The organism is Streptococcus sp. 1032 (genome assembly GCF_013277015.1).
Classification (GTDB): domain Bacteria; phylum Bacillota; class Bacilli; order Lactobacillales; family Streptococcaceae; genus Streptococcus.
This window is the reverse complement of record NZ_VMMD01000017.1, coordinates 46,293-63,375: the sequence shown is the minus strand read 5'-3', so window position 1 is coordinate 63,375 and position 17,083 is coordinate 46,293. Positions and strand designations below refer to the sequence as shown.

Below are 17,083 nucleotides of genomic sequence, written 5' to 3'. Positions count from 1 at the left end.
AATGAAACGAATAATCTTTGAACTTATTTTTATCGCAACGACCTGGTATATCTTTTTACCGCCCCTTAACTTAACCAGCTGGGAATTTCTCTTTTTCCTCTGTGGGCATTTGCTGCTTGTGGCAGTCTTATTTGGCTTTGGCAAGGGGATAAACCTTGTAAAAACGGTTCATGTGCGCCACGGCAAGGCGGAAGCTGCCTTAAATCTTGAGGGTTTCAAAATCAATCGGTTAGGGAAAGTTCTTTTAGCTTCGATTGGAGGAATTCTTCTCTTAGCAGCCTTGGTTTCCTTGGTGACTTCCAGCATTTTTCAGGCTAAAAATTATGCCAATGTAGTCACGGTCACGGAAAAAGACTTTACTGAATTTCCTAAGAGTGACACTAGTAAGGTTCCTATTTTAGATAGAAGTACTGCTGAAAAAATTGGCGACCGCTACTTGGGTTCCCTAACGGATAAGGTGTCGCAGTACGTAGCGGCAGACACCTATACCCAATTGACGATTGATGGGAAACCTTATCGAGTGACGCCACTAGAATACGCAGACCCTATCAAGTGGTTTAATAATCAGGCCAAAGGAATCGGCGAGTATATCAAGGTGGACATGGTAACTGGTAATGCGGACTTGGTGGACTTGAAGACACCAATCAAGTATTCTGACTCGGAGTATTTTAACCGCGATGTCAAGCGTCACCTGCGCTTGAAGTACCCAACTAAAATCTTCAAGACTCCATCTTTTGAGGTGGACGATGAGGGTAATCCTTTCTATGTAGCAACGGTTTACCAAAAGCAATTTGGACTTGCTGTTCCTCGTCCTGTTTCAGTCATTATATTGGACGCCACAAATGGAGAAACCAAGGAATACAGTTTGGCAGATGTTCCAGAATGGGTGGACAGGGTCTATCCAGCTGAGGAAACCATTGAGCAAATCAACTACAACGGCAAGTACAAGGACGGCTTCTGGAATGCTATGATTTCCAAGAAAAACGTGACCCAGACTACCAAGGGTTATAATTATTTGTCTATCGGCAATGACATCTACCTCTACACAGGCGTGACGTCGGCCAATGCAGATGAAAGTAATCTTGGTTTCATCCTAGAAAATATGCGAACAGGAGAAATCACTAAGTATAGCTTGGCTTCTGCGACCGAAGAATCAGCCCGTGAATCAGCCGAAGGTGCTGTTCAGGAGAAATCCTACAAGGCAACCTTCCCAATCCTCATCAACCTCAATGACAAGCCTCTCTATATCATGGGCTTGAAGGACAATGCTGGCTTGGTCAAAGAGTATGCTCTGGTAGACGCAGTCGAGTACCAAAACGTTATCGTAGCTACGACAGTGGAAGAGCTACTCAGCAAGTACGCCAATAAAAACGACCTTGAAATTGACAATGCAACAACAGAAAGCATCAAGGGTGTGGTAGCAGACCTTAAATCAGCTGTTATCAAGGGAGACACCGTCTACTTCTTTAAAGTTGATGGTAAGATATACAAGGTCAAGGCCTCAGTATCAGATGACCTTCCTTACCTTGAAAATGGTAAAACCTTCGAAGGTCAAGTAGGAAAAGACAACTATCTCAAGACCTTTAAAGTCCAGTAAAGACAGCTTTATTTAAGAAGTATATGTTATAATAAGGTAAATTAAGACTAATGGAGGACAAACAAATGGGTTTTTATGTGATGGTTGCTTCAATGCTACTGGGACTGCTCGCTTTGAAGATAGGTTTTTCTCAGTTCAAGGAGAGAAAAGATACATTCTTATCTATCTTAACAAGTTTAGCTGGCCTAGCCCTTGTTCTCGTGGCTGTCTGGTTAGGATGGCCCAAATAAATAGAGAAGCCTCGGTTAAACCGAGGTTTTTCAGATGAATTTCTTGGTTGTGGTTAAAAAATATGCTACACTATCAATATGAAAATTTTAATCCCAACAGCAAAAGAAATGAATACAGATTTGACAAGTATTGAAGCCACTCCTTTAAAACCAGAAAGTCAGGCTGTGCTTGATTCCTTGGCCCTCTATTCTGCTAGTCAATTGGAGAGTTTTTACAAGGTATCAGCTGAGAAGGCTGCGGAAGAATTTCAACATATCCAAACTTTGAAAAGGCAAACTGCTCAACACTACCCAGCCTTGAAACTTTTTGATGGGCTTATGTACCGTCACATCAAGAGAGACAAACTGACCGAGGCAGAACAAGCCTATCTTGAAAATCATGTCTTTATTACTTCGGCTTTGTACGGAGTCGTTCCAGCCTTGTCACCTATACCACCTCACCGTTTGGACTTTTTGATGAAGTTAAAAGTCGCAGGTAAGACTTTGAAGAGCCATTGGAAGGCAGCCTATGATGAAGCTGTGACGCAGGAAGAAGTGATTTTCTCTCTCTTGTCGTCCGAGTTTGAGACGGTATTTTCTAAGGAAATTAGAGAAAAGATGGTGACCTTCAAATTCATGGAGGATAGAGGTGGTCAGATGAAAATTCACTCAACTATTTCCAAGAAAGCGCGTGGAGCCTTCCTGACAGCCCTGATAGAAAATCAAGTACAGACGGTTGAGGAAGCTCGTCGCTTAAGCTTTGCAGGATTTGCCTACCAAGAAGACCTGTCCCAGCCACAGGAATTGGTTTTTATTAAGGAAGTATGAAAAGATATTTTGTATTGGACAATATGTATCATCAGCTATTTTAGTTTATAAATGAGAAAAAAAGCGAACAAGCTAGTCTTCTGAGTGTCAGAAAAGTAGCCTTGCTCGCTTTTATTATGTTAGTTACTTGATAGCATTAACCAAGTCTTCTGCTTGTTTTTCAAGTGAGTTTAGGACTGTTTCTTCAAGAACCAATTTTCCGTCTGCCCAAGCAGAGTCATTGACACGTGCAGCAGTGAAATCACCAACGATTTGTGTACGGATAAATGGCAAGAGGTCTTTATAGATAGCGAAAAGTTGATCGTGACCTGCATTGGCTACAGATGATACTGTGACAAACTTGTCTTGAAGGGCAGAAGCGCCGCGTGTATCAGACAAGTCAAGGGCACGAGATAGCCAGTCAAGCAAATTCTTCACTGTTCCAGGGATAGAGAAGTTGTAGACTGGAGAGAAGATCCAGATAGCATCTGCAGCGAGAACCGCTTCACGAGCAGCAGCTACAGCTGGGTGAGTTGGAACTTCCAAATCTTGGCTGAAGAGAGGAAGGGCTGAGTAATCAAGGTAGCTAACTTCCGCTTTACCAGCAAGTGCTTTCTCAGCTTCGAGCGCCATTTGGTGGTTGAAAGAACCTTGGCGTAGGGATCCGACGATAAATAATACTTTTTTAGACATGTTGTGTCTCCTTTTTCTTAAAATTTCGAGAACTCTCTCGTTGTTATAAAATATATTACAACAAAAGAAAACAACTTGCAAGAAATTTGCTCAAAGTTAATTTGAAAATGATAAAATTACAGAAGCTCTAATCACTTGCGACTGGAATGCATTTGATTTTCGAAGAGTATTCTAACATTCTCTTGTAATATGATGACATAAGTGCTAAAATAAACAAGAAAACTCGCAATAGAAACCGCAGAACAGCTATTTTCCGGTATCATTTCAGGAACAATAATGGCATTGAAGAATGCTTCTAAAAAGGGGTGGAGATCATGTAAGGCACAGATTAACAAGTGACGGACAAAAGAAATAATAATACACTTGTTAAGGAGAAAAGATGTTAATAAGAAATTATCGGAAAAATATTGGCCTGATGGCCGGAGTTGAGTTTTTTGCATTTCTAGGGATTACCAGCTTTTGGATTCTCTTTCTCAGTCAAAACGGAATGTCTCTTTGGCAGATTGGACTTCTGGAGAGTATTTTTCATACGACCAGTCTTCTCTGTGAAATTCCATCTGGTATGTTAGCTGATCGCTATTCCTATAAGACCAACCTTTATTTAAGTAGAATAGCAGGGATTCTGTCTTCTATTCTCATGTTGGCTGGGCAGGGAAATTTTTGGATTTATGCACTAGCGATGGCGGTAAGTGCCTTGTCTTATAATTTTGATTCAGGCACAAGCGCAGCAATGGTTTATGATTCAGCCGTGGAAGCTGGACTCAAGAAGCGTTACTTATCTATTTCAAGTTTTATGTCAGGAGTAGCAGAAGGAACTCGGTCTTTGGGGACAGTGTTGGCGGGATTTTTTGTCCATGGTCAATTGCACCTGACCTACTATATCATGATTGCCACTTCTATCATAGTTCTTTTCCTGATTTGGATGCTGAAAGAACCTAGTGTCAAGCTAGAAAAAGCTGATAGTGTGACCATGAAACAGATTATTTGGACTGTTAAGGATGAGTTGAAGCGAAATCCCATGCTGTTCAACTGGATGATTTTGTCTCAGATTGTCGGAGTACTCATGTGCATGTTTTACTTTTACTATCAAAATCAGTTACCAGATTTAAGTAGTTGGCAAATTTCAGCAGTTATGCTACTTGGTAGTCTCCTGAATATCCTTGCAGTCTATCTAGCGAGTAAGATTGGAAAGAACTATGCTGCCTTGAAGCTTTTCCCTGTCCTTGTCCTGCTGACTGGAGTCACCTATATGCTGTCCTACTTTGGAACACCTCTAATCTATATTTTGGTCTATTTGATTAGTAATGCTCTATATGCTCTTTTTCAGCCGATTTTTGACAATGATTTGCAAGAGCGGCTCCCAAGTGAAGTAAGGGCAACCATGCTGAGTGTCTACTCTATGATGTTTAGCCTTAGTATGATTGTCTTCTTTCCACTGACAGGCTGGTTGATTGACCATTTAGGCTTTGTGCTAACATTTCTTTATCTAGGATTCTTTTTAGTCATGATTAGCCTTCTACTGCCTGTATTTTTAGGAAAAATGGCTAAAAGAATAGATGATAAAATGATTCCATAGATCAAAAAAAATTACGAAAACTTGAGTGTCAAGCTCAGGTTTTTTAATAGGTTGATTTTGGAGCTGTCTTTACTTTTCTTGTTCGGTTTTAACTAAGAAAAATCGGTTTGCTTTGAAGGAAGAAATAATATAGGTTTGTTCTTGCATTCACTTGTAATAAAGCTTAATAGATGGTAAAATAGACGAGTGAAAAAAAGACAAAACAAAGCAAAAAATAATCTACTGTGGCAGTATGGTCTAGGGATGACGATTTTGCTTGTGGTTATCAGTGCTTCCTTTCTGTATCTGGTTTCTCTTGGCATGAAACCTTATCAAACAGCTAAAAGTGAAGGAGAAAAATTAGCTCAGCAGTATGCAGGATTAGAGCAGGCTGATCAGGTTGATTTATACAATGGCTTAGAATCTTATTATAGCGTTCTTGGTCGCAATAAAAAACAAGAAGTACTTGCTGTCCTGATTGGAAAAGATGACCATAAGATTTACGTTTATCAGCTAAATCAAGGTGTTTCACAAGAAAAAGCAGAAGCTGTTTCGAAGGAAAAAGGAGCTGGCGAGATTGACAAGATTACCTTTGGCCGTTATCAAGACAAGCCAATCTGGGAAGTCAAGTCAGGATCTGATTTTTATCTAGTAGATTTTGAAACAGGAGCATTGGTCAATAAGGAGGGCCTATGAAACTATCCAACCGTGTTTTAGAAATGGAAGAAAGTGTTACTTTAGCTAGTGATGCGAGAGCAAAAAAATTAAAAGCTCAAGGTAAGGATGTCCTTTTCTTGACCTTGGGACAACCAGATTTTTACACTCCTGAAAATATTCAGGATGCAGCAGTTAAAGCTATTCGAGAAGGACAGGCTTCCTTCTATACAGTAGCTTCAGGTCTACCAGAATTAAAAGCTGCAGTGAATACCTACTTCGAGCGTTACTATGGCTATTCTGTCGCAAGTAATGAGGTTACCTTTGCCACAGGTGCCAAGTTCTCCCTCTATACTTTCTTTATGGCTGTAATCAATCCTTTAGATGAGGTTATTATTCCAACTCCATACTGGGTTAGTTATGGAGATCAGGTCAAGATGGCAGAAGGCGTTCCCGTCTTTGTTCCTGCTAAGGAAGACAACCACTTTAAGGTAACTGTAGAGCAGTTAGAAGTAGTTCGCACTGATAAGACCAAGGTTTTGGTTCTCAATTCACCATCTAATCCGACTGGTATGATCTATACTCGTGAAGAATTACTAGCTATCGGAAATTGGGCAGTTGAGCATGACATTCTCATCCTAGCAGATGATATTTATGGTCGTTTGGTCTATAACGGGAATGAGTTCGTACCAATCTCTAGTCTATCAGAAGCCATTCGCAAGCAAACCATTGTCATTAACGGTGTATCAAAAGCTTATGCCATGACAGGTTGGCGGGTAGGTTATGCAGTGGGTGACCCAGAAATCATTGCTGCTATGAGCAAATTGACAGGTCAAACAACTTCTAACCTAACTGCTGTTTCACAATATGCAACTATCGAAGCCCTAACTGGACCGCAAGATTCTGTGGAAGTTATGCGTCAAGCATTTGAAGAACGTCTCAATACCATCTATCCACTCTTGTGTGAAGTCCCTGGTTTTGAAGTTGTCAAACCACAAGGAGCTTTCTATCTCTTTCCAAATGTCAAAAAAGCTATGGAGATGAAAGGTTATAGCGATGTAACAGCATTTACAACGGCTATTCTTGAAGAAGTTGGTCTAGCCTTGATTACAGGAGCAGGTTTTGGATCGCCAGAAAATGTGCGCCTCAGCTATGCGACAGACCTAGATACGCTTAAAGAGGCAGTTAGTCGCTTGAAAGCATTTATGGGTAGTGAGAATGATTGATCATTTTGAAATTAAGGTAAAGGATTTACAAATTTCAGAAGGATTTTATAAGAGATTTCTCGCTCCTTTGGGCTATAAATTGGCTTTTAAGACCACTTCTCTAATCAGTTTTCTTGCCCCAAATAGCCCTCATCCTGGTGGTGATTTTTGGCTGGCTCAGGGGACACAAGATCCTATTCACTTTGCTTTCTTAGCAGAAAATAAGGAAGAGGTTCAAGCTTGTTATGAGGCTGGCTTAGGGGCAGGTGGGCGAGATAATGGGGCTCCTGGTTATCGCAGTGAGCATCCGATTTACTATGCTGCTTTTATGATTGACCCAGATGGGAACAATATAGAAGTGGTTTGCCATAAAGAATAAAAAAGAAAAGGAAAAATAATGACAAAACGTGTAACGATTATTGATGTAAAAGACTATGTTGGTCAGGAAGTGACGATTGGCGCTTGGGTTGCCAACAAATCAGGAAAAGGGAAAATTGCCTTCTTGCAATTGCGTGATGGAACAGCCTTCTTCCAAGGTGTGGCTTTTAAACCAAACTTTGTCGAAAAATTTGGTGAAGAAGTAGGACTTGAGAAGTTTGATGTTATCAAACGCTTGAGCCAAGAAACTTCTGTTTATGTGACAGGTATTGTTAAAGAAGACGAACGTTCTAAATTTGGTTATGAGTTGGATATTACAGACATCGAAGTGATCGGTGAATCTCAAGACTACCCAATTACACCAAAAGAACACGGAACAGACTTTTTGATGGACAACCGTCACTTGTGGCTTCGTTCTCGTAAGCAAGTAGCCGTGATGCAAATCCGTAACGCTATTATCTATGCAACTTATGAGTTCTTCGACAAGAACGGTTTCATGAAGTTTGATAGCCCAATCCTTTCAGGAAACGCGGCAGAAGATTCAACAGAACTCTTTGAAACAGACTACTTCGGAACGCCAGCCTACTTGAGCCAATCAGGTCAGCTTTACCTAGAAGCAGGCGCTATGGCTCTTGGTCGTGTCTTTGACTTTGGTCCAGTATTCCGTGCCGAAAAATCAAAAACGCGCCGTCACTTGACTGAGTTCTGGATGATGGACGCAGAGTACTCCTACTTGACACATGATGAGTCGCTTGACTTGCAAGAAGCTTATGTGAAAGCTCTTCTACAAGGTGTTCTTGACCGTGCGCCTCAAGCCTTGGAAACTTTGGAACGTGATACAGAACTCTTGAAACGCTACATTGCAGAGCCATTCAAACGCATCACTTACGATCAAGCCATTGACCTCTTGCAAGAGCATGAAAATGATGAAGACGCTGACTATGAACATCTTGAGCATGGTGATGACTTTGGTTCACCACATGAAACTTGGATTTCAAACCACTTTGGTGTGCCAACATTTGTCATGAACTACCCAGCAGCTATCAAGGCCTTCTACATGAAACCAGTTCCTGGAAATCCAGAGCGCGTGCTTTGTGCAGATTTGCTTGCTCCAGAAGGTTATGGAGAAATCATCGGTGGGTCTATGCGTGAGGAAGACTACGATGCATTAGTTGCTAAGATGGATGAACTTGGCATGGATCGTACAGAGTATGAATTCTACCTTGACCTTCGTAAATACGGTACAGTTCCACATGGAGGATTTGGTATCGGTATCGAGCGTATGGTCACCTTCGCAGCAGGAACAAAACACATCCGTGAAGCTATCCCATTCCCACGTATGTTGCATCGTATCAAACCATAAGAACAGGAAAACGCCCATGTGGCGTTTTTTTCATAGAAATCTCTGGAAGCGAAAGGAAATATTATCAGGTATAGTGGATTGAAATAAGACAAAAGCGGGTTTTTGCCCAGCCTTTAGTGCTCTTAGAGTTCGAGTCATAGCTAATCTTCTGAAGGTTTTAACAAATAATACTCTTCGAAAATCTCTTCAAACCACGTCAGCGTCGCCTTACCGTACTCAAGTACAGCTTGCGGCTAGCTTCCTAGTTTGCTCTTTGATTTTCATTGAGTATAAGAAGAAAATTTTAGATTTTTAGTTACGTCATAATGTTTGATTTGTAGATAAAAAAAGAGTATAATAAATTAAGCCCATTTAAAATATGCTACGATATTTTAGGGGGGGGCTTTTTATTTGCTTCCTCAAAACATATTAACAGATAATCATTACAAAAGGAGTGTAGCAATGTTTAAGAATAAAGGCGTACATGCTCGTTCACAAGTGGAAAAATTTACACGTTATAGCATTCGTAAGGTTAGTTTTGGGGTAGCTAGTGTAGCTGTAGCTACAGGATTGTTTTTCTTAGGTGGGGGCAGCGTTCAAGCAAATTCTCCAGTAGTTCCAGCTAGACCAGAAGTAGGTGCTGAAGGAGGAGTACAGGGAGAGAGTGAATCGCTCTCACTTTCAAAAGTGAATGACAATACACTAGCTAGTGAAAGTTCGACAGACTCAGAAATGGAACCGGCGGCATCAGTTCCAGAGGTGCCAGCAACTGTGGAACCACAACCAGAAACAGCAATTGAAGCGTCAGAAGTTACAAAGGTTGATACAAGCAAATTGGGAGTTGCTATTGCTCGTATGCAATCAGCTCTTGAAAAAGCAGGCGTATCTGAAAAGACTGCCGCAACAATCGAAAATGCTAAGGAAGAACTAGCTAAGGCTCAAACCTTCCTATCAAATGAAAAAGCAACACAAGAAGAAGTAGATAAAGCTACGCGAGAATTAAAAAACAAAGCTTTCGTTATTGAAAGTATGCCAAAAGCAGAAAAGAAGAAAGCAAACAATAATCAAGACTCGCGTAATGGACAAGTGATTCCTGGAAACGGGGAAAGTGGGTTTAGAGAGGCTACAGGTGCTCAAGAAACTCCGCTTGCAGATGTAGCAAGAGTATCAGATGATGAACTGACAAAAGCTAAACAAGAATTACAAGGTGAAATTACAAAACTTACGGCTAAAATCTCTACTGAGGAAGCAAAGGGAGAGGGTGAGATAGATAAAGAATTTGTTGAACTTTTGAACACGATTAAGACTAAGTCAGAAACTATTTATAACGTAGAAATAGCTAGTCTAACAACTGAAAAAGAAAAGCATGCTGCTCTCCAAAAGCTAAAAGCTCAAAAAGATACTCTTCGTTATTATCAATCAGGTAAAGTTGATTGGGGTGCACCAATCAATAATAATGCTGTTAGATTTGGGAATAATAATGAAACAGGTGTTTTTGCAAATTTAAAGGAAGGTTTTGGTGAACAGAACTTCTCTAGTGCTATTAGTAAACAAAAAGATAGTGGGGATCAACAATTAGGTCCAGATACTAATAGTCCGAATGTTGGTTCAGCTACATATCATTGGAAGGAACTAGAACTTACCAGAGAACAGGCAGCAGATGGCACCAAGCTAAATGGTTGGAAATTAACAAATAATACAGAAAAGGTGACTCTAGTAAAAGGAGAATCCCCTACCAATATCACCCCTAAACCTAACCAAACCTACACTCCGAAATCTGCTAAGATATATAGCAATAATGATAAAGTAACAGCCACTGGTGGACAAAATAGACCTAATGCAGGTGGTGGTATGTTATCTGGGTTAATTTCTGCAGAGGACATGAAAAAAGTGGGATTAGGAAGGGTTGATAGAGACTATTACTTAGAGTTAGGGAAGAAAGGTAATGGAATTTATCGAGATGTGGATGTTAACCCTAACTCTCTGCTCTTTGTGAATGTTTTACATAATGGAGCTTATGGACCACTTGCTCTACCATCAGAAGGAGAAAATGTTAAATTAACAATAGTAGATGCTTATACTGGTCAAAAACTAACGGAATTGAAGCGTAAAAGTGGAAATTCACAAACGGAGTTTGAGCAAAATCCTGGCAGTGTCGGAAATGGTTGGCGAAATTTACTTCGTGCTGTCCATATCCCAGAGGGAACCACAAAAGTTCGTGTGATTGTTGAAGCAGGAAGTCCAGGACAAACCAACAAAACACTTGGCAATAACCCTATCGAAGATGGTTATATCATTGGAGGTATCGGGATTGCTACAGGTCCAGCCGTTAATATTTCAACTAATATCACTAGTGAAAAGAAATCTGGGAAATATGGGTTTACCGATGATGCTATATATGGTAAAAAACAAACAGGAACAATTGATTTAAACATACGAAACTTAGGTGGAGCATCTATCACTGAATTCCAAAGCACCTATCAAGTAACGATTAAAGTTCCAAAAGGTGTAGTATTGGGAACTTTAAATGCCAATGGGAAAACGTTAGATTTAAACCAAGCTAATGGACAGGCTGCTTATGAATTAAACAATACTTGGACAACTAATTTTAGATTTGATAAAAACAAGTCAGAACTAAGTTTTGGGATAAACTCTAAAAGAAGAGACATTTTAGCTGGAGATAGACGTTCAAAAGACTTTATTGTTAAAATTCCATTTGAAACAACAGCAGATTATGTGGGTAGTTCTACCTTTGAAGTTTCAGGTCAAAATGGATTTCCAGGAGATGATACTTTGGGAAATGTTCTCCATAAATACGGAAATAATGATTCCAATTTTTATGATGTTCCAGAAAATGTCAATGCTCCAAGTCTTAAATATTCAAATGAACCGAACTACAAATATAAAAAGACCTTGTATATCGATTCATTTACTGATGTTGATAAAATCACTGTTCCAGTCGGAACTAGTTTAGATAAGATCAAGGAGCTATCTAAATTAAAAGCGAAAGAAAAGATTGAATCAGAAGAATACAAGAGAAAACTGGATGAAACTAATGCTACGGCTACTCTAGATGATCAAGGAATGTCTACGGGAGTTGTTGCTACTGACGTAGCGAAAGAGAATGCCGGTGTTATAAAAGTGCCAGTAGTTCATAGTCGAGATGGAAAAAATTATAAAAATACTGTAGATATAGAAGTAAATGTAGTGAAATCAACTACCAATAAGTTAGTAGTATTCGAAGGAGACAAGATTACTGATGACCAAGTGAAATCTTCTGTTACATCAGCAACAATTAATACTAAAACTGGAGTGGTGAATAATCCTAATGAAGCAGATGTGATTAATACAACAGGAAAAGCTGGGGAAGCAGGACTTAAGATTCCTACAACTATCACACATGAAATAAATGGAACAAACATTAATGAAACTGTTGAAGTCCCAGTAACTGTCTTACCAAAAGCAACTGGTGAAGTAGAAGTACACAAAGGAGCCTCAGTAGATAAAGTAAAAGAAGTTGCTAAAACAAAAGCGACAGAAGTAGCAACATCAGCTGATTTCAAAGCTAAATTACCAGAAGGTTTTAAAGATGTAGTGGTTGGTGAGATTACAGAAAAAGTTTTAGCAACAATGACTGCAGAAAAAGGAACAAAAAGAGGGACAGTAAAAGTTCCAGTAACTTACACAGTAGATGGCGTTGAATATACAAAAGATGCTGAAATTACTGTAAACGTTAAAGGTTCTGAAACTAAATCTGTCTACGTTGTAGAAGGTCAAAAACTAGATCCAGCTAAAGTAAAAGAAGCAGTTACACCAGGTAAAGGTGGAACAGTACAAGATCCAACGGATGCGAATTTACCAGATACAACAGGAAAAGTTGGAGCAACAGACGTAGTAGTACCAACTACAGTTAAATATTCAACTGGAGATGAAACTGTAAATGTCCCTGTAACAGTATTACCAAAACCAGAACCAAAAGGCATTACAGTCTTAAATGGTACACCTAACGAGAAATTAATCGATGCTATTCGAGCAAACGTTAATAAAGCAATTACTGGATTAACAAATGTTCCTGATGGTGTAACTCCATTTGTAACAGATGACGCTATTGTAACTCCAAAAACTGATCAAAATGGGCAACAAACTCCAGTGTCAGTAACTGTTAAATATAGAGATAAGGCTACTGGAAAAGTTATTGATGACATTTCAGTTGACGTCGACGTTCCTGTAAATGTAGTTGGTTCAACTCCGACATCTAAAGTTGTATTTGAAGGAGATGAAATTACAACTAAGGATATTACAGATGCTGTTACTCCTGGTGAAAATGGAACGAAGGGTGAGCCTACAGATTTAGCAAAAGATATTACTGCAAACCCAGGTGTGAAAGAAGTAACTGTACCAGTAACTTATACGGATCAAAATGGAGCAACTTTAACAGAACCAGTAATAGTTAAAGTAATAGTTCTTCCAAAACCAACACCGAAAGGTCTAATTGTTGCTAAAGATAGCGACAAGGAAAAAGCAAAAGAAAAAGTTCTTGCTAAGGCGAAAGAAGCTATTGCAGATGGTACATTTAAAGGAAAACTTCCAGCAAATGTTACAAATGTAAGTATTGATGAAAATGTAGAAAATCCAGATTTGTCAGATGATATTGATGTAAATGTTACTGTGAAGTACACTGTTGATGGGGAAGAAAAAACAACCGTTGTTAAAGTTCCAGTAACTGTTGTAGAGGGAGTTCCTCAAATCGTTCCAGTGGATGAAAACAATAAACAACCAAATCCAGAAAACAGTATTGATAAAACGGAATACCCAGAGGGTTCAACATTTGAATATGATCCAAAAACTCCAGTGAATACCACAATGCCTGGTGATTATACAGTCAATGTCATTGTAAAAGATAAAGAGGGTAATCCTATTGCAGAAGTCCCAGCAACTGTACGTGTTGTAGAAAGCTATCCACAATTTGTGCCAGTAGACAAGGATAAAAAACAACCAGCTGTTGAAGGAAGTATTGATCCTAAAGCCTTCCCTAAAGATACAGAGTTTACTTATGAAACTCCTGTAGATACAACAAGGCCAGGCGAAAAAGATGTGGTAGTTGTAGCGAAGATTGGCGATGAAGTTATTGCAAAAGTCCCAGCAAAAGTGATGGTCGTTGAACCTAAGACACAATACGTAGTAGCAGATCCAAGTAAACCGCAACCAGATGCTTCTAAGAGTATTGATCCAGAACAATACCCAGATGGAATAACATTTGAGTACAAGACACCTGTAGACACAACAACGCCGGGCGAAAAAGATGTGGTTGTCGTTGCGAAAGATGGAGATGATACACTTGTTGAAGTTCCAACAAAAGTGAAAGTTGTACAAGGTTACCCACAAATCGTTCCAGTTGATGAAGGTAAAAAACAACCATCACCTGAAGATAGTATTGATACGGATGATTATCCAAAAGATGCAACATTTGAGTACAAAGAAGAAGTAGATACAACTACACCAGGTGATAAGAAAGTTACTGTTGTTGTGAAACAAGGGGATAAGGTATTAGTTGAAGTACCATCTACAGTACGAGTAGTAGAAAGTTATCCTAAATATGTACCAGTAGATCCAGCTAAGAAACAGCCAGATCCAAAAGAAAACATTAATCCAAATGATTTCCCAACTGGAACAACATTTGAATATAAAGATAACACTCCGGTAGATACAACAACACCAGGTGAGAAACCTGTAACAGTAGTAGCTAAGTTGAATGGACAACCAATTACAGAAATTCCAGCGACAATTGTAGTAGTAGAACCGAAGATACAATATGTGCCAGTTGATAAATCAAACAAACAACCAGATGCATCTAAGAGTATTGATCCTGAACAATATCCAGATGAAATTACATTTGGATATAAGACTCCAGTGGACACAACAACGCCAGGCGAAAAAGATGTAGTCGTTGTTGCCAAAGATGGAGATGACACACTTGTTGAAGTACCAGCTAAGGTTAAAGTAGTAGAAGGAAAAGAACAATTAATTCCTATTAATGCTACAGGTGAAAATCAACCAAAACCGAAAGATAGTATCACACCAAGTGACTATCCAGAAGGGTCAACGTTTGAATACAAAGTTCCAGAAGGACAAACAACTCCATATGATGGAACAACTCCAGGGGATAAACCAGTTACAGTTGTAGTAAAAGATAAAAATGGTAATGTATTAGTAGAAGTTCCAGCAACCATTAAAGTAGTGGAAGCTAAACCAAAACCAATCGAAACCCCAGTGACGAATACACCTTTAACAAAAGAGGATATTTCTAAATATGTTAAAGTTCCTGCAGAAGGCAGGGTAACGAATGTTGAGAACATTCCAGACTTAACAACACCAGGTAAGAAAGATCCAGTTAAAGTAACGGTAGAATTACCAAATAGGAAAGTAATTACAGTGGAAGTCCCAGTGAACGTAACACCAGTGAAGGAAATTGAAACTCCGGTTACGAAGACTCCATTAACATCAGAGGATTACACTAAAGGCATCAAGATTCCTGCAGAAGGCAAGGTAACGAAGGTAGAAAACATTCCAGACTTAACAACACCAGGTAAGAAAGATCCAGTTAAAGTCACTGTGGAATTACCAAATGGCAAAGTAGTTACGGTAGAAGTACCGGTTAATGTAACACCAATCACTCCAATTGAAACACCAGTTACAAAAGATAAATTGACTCCAGAGGATGTATTAAAACAAATTAAAGTACCAGACGGAGCAACAGTTAAGGTAGGAGATCTTCCAGACTTAACAACACCAGGTAAGAAAGATCCAGTAAAAGTAACGATTACATTACCAAATGACAAAGTAGTTACGGTAGAAGTACCAGTGAATGTAACACCTATTGAAGATATTGTTAAAAAACAAGGTGATCCAATTACTGCTGAGGATGTTGAAAAACACATTCCAAAAGGAGTAAAAGTTATCTCAATTGGAGATAAACCTACAACAGATGTTCCAGGTGAAAGACCAAGTATTCCAGTTGTAGTTGAATTGCCAAATGGAATTCGAGTAACGATGAATATCCCAGTAATCGTAACGCCGAAAGTAACACCTGTAGTAGTTTCAGTAGGAACGCCTGTAACGTCAGAAGATGTTAAGAAACATATCGAATTGCCAAAAGGATGGACTGTAACAAAAGTGGGCGAAATTCCAACGACTACAACACCAGGAACAAAACCAGTTGTTTCAGTGGAAATTGAATTACCAGATGGACGTAAGATTACAGTCGACGTACCGGTAATCGTAACACCAACTGTAAGACAAATTGTTGTACCACAAGGAACTCCAATCACACCAGATGATGTAAAAGGTCATATTGATTTACCAAAAGAGCCAGGATGGGAAATTGTAGAAGTAGGAGAAATCCCAACAACAATTCCAGCTGGAGTAAAACCAAGCGTTAAAGTGAAAATTAAAGTTCCAACTGGTGAGATAATTGAAGTAGATGTACCAGTAATAGTAACACCAAAAGTAACGCCTATTGTAGTAGGAGTGGGAACACCAATTACTGAAGAAGATGTTAAGAAGAAAGTAGATCTACCAGAAGGTTGGGAAATTGTAGAAGTAGGAGAAATTCCAACAACTGAAACACCTGTAGTAAAACCAGTGGTTAAAGTGAAAGTAAAATTACCGGATGGTCGTATTATTACAGTCGACGTACCAGTAACAGTAACACCTAAATCACAAAATGGTGGAGGAGTCATTGCTCAAAATGGTGATTCAACAGTTCAAATTGTAACGGAATACCTAGATGAAAATGGTAACCGAATTACTTCAGATAAAGAAGGAAAACACAATCCGATAGAGTTGGAAGGATATGAATATAGTCATTCGACAACGGATGCTAAAGGAAATACCTTACATCACTATAAGAAAGTGACAAATCCAATCGATCAAGAACAACCAGTAGCTCCAGTGCAACCGGAACAACCAACAACTCCAAGCCAACCTGCTGTTCCAACACCAGCTGAACCATCAGTAGCAACTGATTCAGCTACCCAACCAGCAACACCTAAATATGTTGAAGGTCAAAAAGAGTTACCTAACACAGGTACAGAAGCTAATGCTAGTCTAGCTGCACTTGGACTCCTTGGAGCTTTGAGTGGATTTGGATTTCTTGCTCGCAAGAAAAAAGAGGACTAAAAACTCATAGTTTTTGAGAAGATGATTCGTCATCTTCTTTTTTTATTTCGGTGTTTTTACTTGCGTAAAAAATTTTTTTCTAGTATAATAGTTTATTGTGAGCGAACCTCACTTACCCCTTGCAAAGTCTTGGGGTCATTAGACCAAAAGGAGGAACATATCAATGGCTAAATACGAAATTCTTTATATCATTCGTCCAAACATTGAAGAAGAAGCTAAAAACGCTTTGGTAGCACGTTTTGACTCTATTTTGACTGACAACGGTGCAACTGTTGTTGAATCAAAAACTTGGGAAAAACGTCGTCTTGCATACGAAATCCAAGATTTCCGTGAAGGACTTTACCACATCATTAACGTTGAAGCAAACGACGATGCAGCTCTTAAAGAGTTTGACCGTCTTTCAAAAATCAACGCTGACATTCTTCGTCACATGATCGTCAAAATTGACGCGTAAGAAGGTAAACT

Annotated in this window: 11 protein-coding genes; 10 read left to right on the top strand and 1 reads right to left on the bottom strand. The window is 39.2% G+C overall.

From position 1 onward, the window contains the following. The first annotated feature begins 1 nt into the window (after position 1). The 3 genes from HT711_RS06515 (at position 2) to yaaA (ending at position 2,634) form a co-directional block, all read left to right on the top strand. The gene (locus HT711_RS06515) at positions 2–1,597 is read left to right on the top strand and encodes a hypothetical protein (RefSeq protein ID WP_173249894.1); all 1,596 of its coding nucleotides are present in this window, start codon (positions 2–4) and stop codon (positions 1,595–1,597) included. Between the two features lie 65 nt (positions 1,598–1,662). Next, a complete protein-coding gene (locus tag HT711_RS06510; RefSeq protein WP_173249893.1) occupies positions 1,663–1,827 on the top strand; it encodes a YczI family protein in 165 nt (54 codons plus the stop codon). A gap of 78 nt (positions 1,828–1,905) precedes the next feature. Then, complete coding sequence (gene yaaA, locus HT711_RS06505; protein WP_173249892.1) at positions 1,906–2,634, top strand: peroxide stress protein YaaA; 729 nt, start codon at positions 1,906–1,908, stop codon at positions 2,632–2,634. A 123-nt stretch (positions 2,635–2,757) separates the two neighbouring features. Here yaaA and HT711_RS06500 read toward each other — a convergent pair whose 3' ends face one another. Next, complete coding sequence (locus HT711_RS06500) at positions 2,758–3,306, bottom strand: NADPH-dependent FMN reductase (protein ID WP_173229185.1); 549 nt, start codon at positions 3,304–3,306, stop codon at positions 2,758–2,760. Positions 3,307–3,685: 379 nt separating this feature from the next. Here HT711_RS06500 and HT711_RS06495 point away from each other — a divergent pair, with 379 nt between their 5' ends. The 7 genes from HT711_RS06495 (at position 3,686) to rpsF (ending at position 17,072) form a co-directional block, all read left to right on the top strand. Then, positions 3,686–4,882 (top strand): MFS transporter, encoded by a 1,197-nt coding sequence (locus tag HT711_RS06495; protein ID WP_173249891.1) that lies wholly within the window; start codon positions 3,686–3,688, stop codon positions 4,880–4,882. 186 nt (positions 4,883–5,068) lie between these two features. Next, the gene (locus HT711_RS06490) at positions 5,069–5,557 is read left to right on the top strand and encodes a DUF5590 domain-containing protein (protein WP_173249890.1); all 489 of its coding nucleotides are present in this window, start codon (positions 5,069–5,071) and stop codon (positions 5,555–5,557) included. Beyond that, on the top strand, positions 5,554–6,741 hold the full coding sequence (locus HT711_RS06485) for a pyridoxal phosphate-dependent aminotransferase (RefSeq protein ID WP_173249889.1): 1,188 nt from the start codon (positions 5,554–5,556) through the stop codon (positions 6,739–6,741). Before HT711_RS06490 ends, HT711_RS06485 begins: the two co-directional genes overlap by 4 nt. After that, entirely contained in the window at positions 6,734–7,099 is a 366-nt protein-coding gene (locus tag HT711_RS06480) for a VOC family protein (RefSeq protein ID WP_173249888.1), read from the top strand. Before HT711_RS06485 ends, HT711_RS06480 begins: the two co-directional genes overlap by 8 nt. A 15-nt stretch (positions 7,100–7,114) precedes the next feature. After that, entirely contained in the window at positions 7,115–8,461 is a 1,347-nt protein-coding gene (gene asnS / locus HT711_RS06475) for an asparagine--tRNA ligase (RefSeq protein ID WP_161683683.1), read from the top strand. A gap of 441 nt (positions 8,462–8,902) precedes the next feature. Beyond that, positions 8,903–16,618, top strand: coding sequence for a Rib/alpha-like domain-containing protein (locus tag HT711_RS06470; RefSeq protein WP_173249887.1), 7,716 nt, complete (start codon positions 8,903–8,905; stop codon positions 16,616–16,618). 163 nt (positions 16,619–16,781) lie between these two features. Beyond that, the gene (gene rpsF / locus HT711_RS06465) at positions 16,782–17,072 is read left to right on the top strand and encodes a 30S ribosomal protein S6 (protein WP_173249886.1); all 291 of its coding nucleotides are present in this window, start codon (positions 16,782–16,784) and stop codon (positions 17,070–17,072) included. Positions 17,073–17,083 lie beyond the last annotated feature (11 nt).